Below are 7,530 nucleotides of genomic sequence, written 5' to 3'. Positions count from 1 at the left end.
CGCACCGACCGAGCGCGGCCGGACGCGCAGAGTGCCGCCGATCAGCAGGGCGCGCCCGGCCCGGTGCCGCGCGGCGCCGTCCCCGGGACGTCGGTGGCGCCGTCGTCGGCCGCGCCGATCGGCGGGGCCGATCAGGCGCAGCCGGACGTGCCGGGTGCCGTCGATCAGGGGGGCCGACCCGGGCGGGGGCCTGCCGACGTCGGAGCGTCAGGTCCGCGGGAGGCCACACCCGATGGGGCCTCGCAAGCGTCGGAGCAGGCCGGACATGCGCCGTCCCCGGACGGTCCCGCTGGTGGCAGCGAGGCCTCGACCGAGGTATCCATCCAGCCGGAAGGTGCGTCACAGCAGAGCTGCGAGGCCGAATCCGAGCGGAATTCGTTCGGCGGCAGTGCTTCTCCGGCGAGCGGGGTCAGCCTGGTCGACGAGGCGTCGAGCAGCGCTCAGGACGACATCGGCGGAGCAGGAGCCGCGAACGGCGGCGGCGGATCGGGTGAGCTGTCGCAGCGCCGAGCCGCCGAGCCGAATGCGGAAGCAGCGCCGCACAATCCGGTGGGTGGGTCCCCGGCGGGCGGTGTGCCGAGTCACTTCGAACCGCATGGGGCGCCGCCGCCGGGCGGATTCGGTCTGTCGCCGACGCCGCAGGCGTATCCGCCGAACCCCGTTGAGCCGCCGCGGCGTTCGTTCGGCACGGCGCTCCTGGTCGCTCCGCTGATCCTCGGTGTGGTGGCCGTGCTGGCGCTGGCCGTCGGCGTGTTCGTGGTGGTGCAATTGCGTACGGACTCGACCGCTTCGCCCTCGCCCGACGCGGCCGCGGCGCCGACCACGACGCCGATCCGGACCGTCACCTCCGATCCGTTCGTGATGAGCCGCAAGGCCTTTCCGCGATTGCTGCCGCAGGGCAGCGACACCGAGGGGCCGGGGTACGGGGAGACGACCTGTTACGCGCATCGGCGCGAGGAGCCCTTGCGGATCGACGAGCCCACGCTCGGCACCGGGCCGTGGCTGATCGCGTGGGAATGCCTGGCGTCGGCGGGCAGCGAGCGGTCGATGGATTACGTGATCCTGCAATACGAGTCGCCCCGCATGGTGGCAGAGGTGGTCGAGGACCTGCCGCCCGCCATCGAGACCGTGGGCCGCAAGGACGGCGAGGCGGTCACCCAGCTGGTCTGGGTGCAGGCCGACTCCGGGCAGGCGCTGCGGCACACCGCCAATCTCGCGGTGGCCTTCCCCGCCGATTCCCCGCGCGGGTCCTACCTGCTCTATGCCAGTCACACCGGCGCGTCCCGGCACCCCTTGGCTCCGCTGCCCTCGGCCGACGAGCAACTCGTCGCCTGGTGGGCGGACGCCCCGGTCTGAGCGCGCCACGGCCACGCGTCATCGGCGAGTCGCACCCGATTCAGCCCGGCCCGGCATGCTCGAGCGGGGTGGCCGCAGACTCGTGGCCTATCGGGCTCGCGTGCCGCTGAACGGCCCGCAGCCTCCGCGGTACGGGCCGCCTTCCGCTCGCCGGTACAGCACTGGTCGTCCAGCCACTCGGCTTCGGGCCCGGGCGGTCGCGCGGCGCGGCACCGTAATGCCTATGTGGCGCCGCCGATCCCGGTGCAGCGGCGCGTCCCGGCGCGCGTGCTGTCGTCCCGGCGTGCCCGGAGGGGCCGGTCGCGGACCGAGCCCGGGCCGGGTCAGTCGACCGCCAATGCCTGCACGATCGGCATGCGCGCGGCACGGATCGCGGGCGGAATCGACCCGAGCAGTGCAAGCAGCAGGGCGGCGAGACCGTAGACCAGCAGGATCGGGCCGGGGGAGTAGGCGATGTCGATGGTGACGGCGTGCCCGAGCGCCACGTCGGACAGATACTGCACGCCCGCGCCGACGACCAGGCCGATGACCGCGCCGACGACTCCGATACCGGCTGCCTCGGCCAGCACCGAACGCAGCAGGAACCGGCGTCCGGTGCCGATCGCCCGGAGCACGCCGAGCTCGCGGCGGCGTTCGAGCACCGACAGCATCAGGGTGTTCAACAGCGCCACCGTGGCCACCAGCACCACGATCCACAAGATGGATCGGCTCATGGCCGACCCCTGGCGCAGGCTCGACGAGATGGCGGTGACCACCTCGTCTCCGGTGTCGACGTGATAGCCGGCGGGCACGACCGCGGCGATCGCCGCCCGTACGTCGGCGGGGTCGGCGCCGGGGGCGACGTCGATGGCGAGCAATGTCTCGCCCGGGCGTCCGTACCACTCGCGCATGTGGTCCAGATCCATCATGATCACGCCCGCGACCGCCGACATGTAGGGGATCACCTGCAGCACTTCGACTTCGCGCGGCCCGGACGGGGTGTCCAGGGTGAGCATCGAGCCGGTGTCCACGCCCTGCGCGCGGGCGACATCGCGAGAAACGACGACGCCCTCGCCGCTGTCCATGCGGGGCAGCACCGCGCGGTTTACCGAGCCGACCCGCACCTCGCCGCGCTCGGTGGGATAGCCCTGCAACATGACCCGGCCCGCGCCCACGGTCGCGAACGCCATCTGCGCCGGATCGGCGGACGCGACGCCCGGCAGAGCCGCGATCCTCGTCCGCAGGTCCGCCGCCATGAGCGGCCCGGTCGGGAATTGCTCCATCGATCCGGGACTGACGTAGAGATCGGTCTTCGCCAGCTGAGCGAAACTGCCGGTGGCCGAATCGACCATGTCCTGCGCCGCACCGCCGATCGCGACGGTCGCTGCGACGCCGATCATGACCGTCATGGCGGTCGCCCACACCCGGCGCGGGGCGCGTTCGAGGGTGGTCGCGCCCAATGTGCCCGGACCGCCGAAGATCCGGGCGATCGCGCCCGCCCCGCGCACGATCGGGCCGGTCGCGGCGAAACAGATCAGCAGGGACGCGAGGAAAGCCAGCGAGATGGCGGCCAGCGACAACCGCCCGAGATCGACGTAGGCGATCACGATCGCCGCGACGGCCAGCGCCGGGCCCGCCGTCGCCGCGAGCCATCGGACGAGCGGAGACGCCGTGTCGGAGCTGCCCGCGCCCACCGGCACCAGTGCCTCGACCGGAGCCACCTTGTACACCTGCCGCGCCGCGAGCGCCGCGGCACCCACACTGGCCAGCACACAGGCCGCCACCGCCAGCGGCAGCGCATAGCCGGGCACCATGTACTCGGTGCGCGCCTCCACCGACTGGACCATCGCGGCGGGCAACAGGTCGATGGTCAACCGGCCGGTGAAGATGCCGATCACCGCGCCGACCCCGCCGCCGAGCAGCCCGAGCAACGCGGCCTCCGCGAGCAGGTCGCGCACCATCGGCCCGCGCCTGGCACCGATCGCACGTACCAGTGACAGCGTCGGCCTGCGCTGGGCCACCGCCATGCTCATCGCGTTGTAGATGAGGAACGCCGAGACGATCAGCGCGGCCGCCGCCGACATCAGCGTCGAATAGCGCACGATCTGGATCGCGCCACCGGCCTGGGCCGTGCGCAGATCCGGATCGGCGACCACAGCCCGACCGGCCACGGCGGTGACCAGCGTGCCGCGCAGTGCCTCGATGTCGGCGCCGTCGGCGGCGACGATCTGCACCGAGTCGAGCTTGCCCGCGCGGTCGGTGAGGCGTTGCGCCAGCGGCAGGGGCGCGGCCACGACATGACCGCCGTTGAGCTTGCCGGAGGTCTCGGCATCGAGAACGCCGGCGACGGTGACGGTTTCGGCGCCGAGCGGGAAACGCTCGCCTTCCGCCCGGCCCATCGCGGCTCCCACCAGCACCCCGTTGGGGGTGCCGAGTAGTTTCGCCGCCTGCGCGCCCATCGGCCCGGCCAGTTCGCTGCCCAGCGCGGAGACCGAGGCGTCGGCGCCGAGCAGCAGTGCCCGGTCCTCGCCCGCGCCGATCTGGGCACGCAGCATCGGCACCGCGTGCTCCACGCCGGGGGTGGCGGCGATGGCGGGCAGCAGGCTCTGCTCGAACCCGGCGTCGGTGATCCCGGTGACTTCGAGCACGGCGTCGCCGCCGAGCGCGCGGGTGAGCCGTTCCACCGATCCGGTGACCGACCCGGAAATGCTCAGCACCGACACAAGCAGTCCGGCGGACACCCCCATCACGGCCAGCGACATGAGGGTACGGCCGGGGTGGGCGAGCAACTCGCGGAGGTTGAACAGACGAAACCTGTCCAGTTCGGCGCGGATCACGCGGACACCGTGCCCGCGTCGGTGACACTGTCCGCCCCGGCGACATCACCGGCGCGTTCGGTGCGCTCGATGGAGCCGATCCGTCCGTCGCGGAGGGTGACCACCCGGTCGCAGTAGCGCACCGCACCGAGATCATGGGTGACCATCACGATCGAATTGCCGTCGCGCGCCAGGTCCCCCAGCAGTTCCAGGATCGACGCGCCCGTCGCCGAATCCAGGTTCCCGGTCGGCTCGTCGGCCAGGATCAGCGGCGGATCCATGATCAGTGCTCGCGCCACCGCGACCCGCTGCATCTGTCCGCCGGACAGCTCGGCCGGCCGGTGCCGGGCGCGGTCGGCCAGGCCGACCCGCTCGAGCAGTTCCAGTGCGCGTGGCTCGGCCTTGCGTAATCCGGTGCCGTCCAGCAATTTCGGGATGGCGACGTTCTCCCACGCGGTGAGCGTCGGCAGCAGGTTGAAGAACTGGAACACGAAACCGACCTGGTGGCGGCGGAATTCGGCCTGCCGCTCCTCCGGCAGCGCGCCGATCTCCTCGCCTCGGAAGGTGATCGAGCCGGAATCGGGCTTGTCCAGCGCGCCGAGCAGATGCAGCAGTGTGCTCTTGCCGGAACCGGACGGACCGATGATCGAGGTGAACTCACCCGGTTCGATGCGCAGGTCGATACCGTCGAGCGCGCGCACGGTCTGCCCGCCGACGCGATACTCCTTGGTGATACCCGACAGCTCCAGCATGGCCGGTTCCGACATGGGATGAATCCCCCTCCGTTGGTAGGAATTAACGCGCCGGCGCCATCGCAGCGAGGTCGCGGCGAACATACTGCGCATCCAGCAGCGCCCGCAGTTCGGGTTGCTCGGCACACAGCTCCCGGTACATCTCCTCGGGCGTGCGGCCTTGCGCGGCGCCCAGTTCGATCTTGGCGTCCAGATGGTTGCGCCAGCGGTAGCCCAGGGTGAGCAGCAGGCCCTCCACCCCGCCGAAGAGCCGGTCCAGGTCGGCCAGTCCGGCGAAGACGGCACTGTCGTGCGGATCGACTGCGGCTCGGGCGAGAACGGTGCGCACGATATCGGTACGAGCGTGCTGATCGGTCCAGGTCATGTCGATCACCTCCGTGGATGTCCCCCGCGGTCCTGATGTCGTGGGGTCGACCAGGTCGACGCTACGGGCCCGGATCGTCTCGATCGTCGTGCCATGGCACCGAATCCGCGTCCTACCGTAGTAGGACGACCCGACCTCTCGCAGGACGATGTGGCGCGGTCCCGCCCGCGACTAACCTGAACCCATGGACGTGCCGCAGGCCACATCGGTGGAGAGCCGTCCGGCCGTGCCCTTCCGCAGCAGCGGCAGCGTCCGCGACCGTCTCGGGGCCTTCGTGCGGCACCCCGTCGCGGTGTGTCGCCGCAATCTCGAGGAACTGCCCTTCGACTATCCGCCCGCTGTGCTGCTGTGCGCGGACCTGGCGTTGCTGGTGGTCAGCGTCGTCGCCGTCGGGCAGCGTCTCGAGTACTTCCCGACGCTGCTGCCACTGCTGGCGCTGCTGGTGGTGCACCTGCCGGTGCCGCTGTTCTGCCTGCTCGGGATCACACCGAGACCGGCCGTGCTGGCAGGCGGCGCGATCGTCGCCACCGCGCTGCTCCTGATGCAACCGGTGCCCTCGGATTTCGCGCCGTTCGTGCTGGTGCTCGCGGTCGGCGAGGTCGCAGCGATCGCGCCGAAACGCTACAGCGCGCCCTTCGCGGTACTGGCGATCGCGGAACTGGCCGCGTTCGACCTGAGCGGGCGGCTGGCATGGAGCGGCAGCGGCGAACCGATGCAGGGACTGCTCATGTACGCCGCGGGGGTCGCGCTCGGCTGGATGGTCGGGGTGATGCTGCGCTATCAGCGGCACTTCCTCTACCAGGAGCGCGAAAGCCAGGCCATCCGTGCCGCGCAGGCCGCCGACGAGGAACGCCGTCGCATCGCCCGTGAGGTACACGATGTGATCGCGCATTCGCTCAGCGTCACGCTGCTGCACCTGACCGCCGCCAGGCGCTCGCTGCAGACCGACCGCGATGTCGACGAGGCGGTGGAGGCACTCGTCGACGCCGAGCGTCTCGGCAGACAGGCCATGGCCGACATTCGCCGTACCGTCGGGCTGCTCGGTGACCGGCGCACCAGCTACCGGCCCGAGCCAGGCGTCCGCGACCTGCCCGATCTCATCGCCGACTTCGCCAAGGCCGGGCTGTGCCTCGACCGCATCCGGCTCGACGAGCACCTGGACGCGGTCTCGGCGGCGGTCGGGCTGGCGATCTACCGGATCGGGCAGGAGTCGCTGGCCAATGTCGTCAAGCATGCCCCGGGCGCGGTCGTCGACGTCGAACTGCGGGTGCGCGCGGGGGCGGTGACGCTCCGCGTGGACAACACGCTGCCCGCGGGCCCGTCAGCGGATCGCGGCGAAGGAATGGGGTTGTCGGGGATGCGCCGGCGGGCCGATCTACTCGGCGGAGAACTGTTCGCCGGCCCGGCGGGCGAGGGCTGGTCGGTGCGGGCGGGGTTCCCGCTGAACACGGGCGTGCGGGCGCCGGCCGGCCGCAGCGCGCCGTTCGACGTCGGATTCGCGGCCGAGATCAGGGAGAACGGGTGACTTCTGCGGGGGTGAACGCATCGGGGACCTCGGTCAGGGTGCTCGTCGTCGACGATCAGGAGTTGGTACGCGGCGGGCTGCGGCGCATCCTGCGCAGGCGCGACGGCTTCGACGTGCACGAATGCGCCGACGGCGACGAAGTGCCCGCCGCCGTCGCCGCGAGCGCGCCCGATGTGGTGCTGATGGATCTGCGGATGAAACGGGTCGGTGGCATCGATGCCACCCGCAGGCTGCGCCTGGTGGCCGACGCGCCCCCGGTGCTGGTGCTCACCACCTTCGACGACGATCAGCTGTTGTCGGGTGCGCTGCGCGCCGGGGCGGCGGGCTTCCTGCTCAAGGACTCACCAGCCGAGGATCTGATCCGCGCGGTCCGCACGGTCGCCGGGGGCGGCGCCTGGCTCGATCCGGCGGTCACCGAGCGTGTGCTGACGGCTTACCGGACCGTGCGTCCTTCGCCTTCCCGGGCGAACGACCGGCTGGCCGAGCTCACGGCGCGGGAGTACGAGGTGCTCCAGCTGATCGGCCGGGGCCGGGTCAATGCGGAGATCGCCGGCGAGCTCGGCATCTCCGAGGTCACGGTGAAAAGCCATGTCGGCCATATCTTCGGCAAGCTCGACCTGCGCGACCGGGCCGCTGCCATTGTCTTCGCGTTTGACCACGGGGTGGTTTCACCAGGAGAATCCATGTCCTGAGGGGCGGCGCAAGCCCTTGCCGCGCCCGAGACTGGAGGTGCACGGG

At 71.5% G+C, this 7,530-nt stretch carries 5 protein-coding genes and 1 pseudogene; 3 read left to right on the top strand and 3 right to left on the bottom strand.

Features of this window, described 5'->3' with window-relative positions; all coding sequences use genetic code 11:
• A pseudogene (locus tag ON26_RS19085) lies at window positions 1–1,356 on the top strand (hypothetical protein); the annotation flags it as partial.
• Window positions 1,357–1,679: 323 nt separating this feature from the next.
• Here ON26_RS19085 and ON26_RS19080 read toward each other — a convergent pair.
• From ON26_RS19080 to ON26_RS19070, 3 genes are read right to left on the bottom strand one after another with little or no spacing between them, the layout of a single operon-like run.
• A complete protein-coding gene (locus ON26_RS19080) occupies window positions 1,680–4,172 on the bottom strand; it encodes an ABC transporter permease (protein WP_040797549.1) in 2,493 nt (830 codons plus the stop codon).
• The gene (locus ON26_RS19075) at window positions 4,169–4,918 is read right to left on the bottom strand and encodes an ABC transporter ATP-binding protein (RefSeq protein WP_051027230.1); all 750 of its coding nucleotides are present in this window, start codon (window positions 4,916–4,918) and stop codon (window positions 4,169–4,171) included. Before ON26_RS19075 ends, ON26_RS19080 begins: the two co-directional genes overlap by 4 nt.
• 28 nt (window positions 4,919–4,946) lie before the next feature.
• Entirely contained in the window at window positions 4,947–5,267 is a 321-nt protein-coding gene (locus ON26_RS19070) for a hypothetical protein (RefSeq protein ID WP_040797548.1), read from the bottom strand.
• Window positions 5,268–5,451: 184 nt separating this feature from the next.
• Between ON26_RS19070 and ON26_RS19065 the strand changes: the two genes are divergently transcribed.
• Both ON26_RS19065 and ON26_RS19060 read left to right on the top strand, forming a co-directional pair.
• Window positions 5,452–6,792, top strand: coding sequence for a sensor histidine kinase (locus ON26_RS19065; RefSeq protein ID WP_083884203.1), 1,341 nt, complete (start codon window positions 5,452–5,454; stop codon window positions 6,790–6,792).
• 38 nt (window positions 6,793–6,830) lie between these two features.
• Window positions 6,831–7,484: a response regulator gene (locus tag ON26_RS19060; RefSeq protein ID WP_040797547.1), complete on the top strand. Its 654-nt coding sequence runs from the start codon at window positions 6,831–6,833 to the stop codon at window positions 7,482–7,484.
• The last annotated feature ends 46 nt before the right edge of the window (window positions 7,485–7,530 follow it).

Origin of the sequence: Nocardia higoensis NBRC 100133 (genome assembly GCF_000308595.1) — a bacterium.
Lineage (GTDB): Bacteria > Actinomycetota > Actinomycetes > Mycobacteriales > Mycobacteriaceae > Nocardia > Nocardia higoensis.
This window is presented reverse-complemented; position numbering and strand designations above follow the sequence as displayed.

What these genes read in the sequence shown, in the direction of transcription:
- ON26_RS19070 (WP_040797548.1), bottom strand. Translation starts at nt 5,267, where the DNA reads ATGACCTGGACCGATCAGCACGCTCGTACCGATATCGTGCGCACCGTT.
- ON26_RS19075 (WP_051027230.1), bottom strand. Translation starts at nt 4,918, where the DNA reads ATGTCGGAACCGGCCATGCTGGAGCTGTCGGGTATCACCAAGGAGTAT.
- ON26_RS19065 (WP_083884203.1), top strand. Translation starts at nt 5,452, where the DNA reads ATGGACGTGCCGCAGGCCACATCGGTGGAGAGCCGTCCGGCCGTGCCC.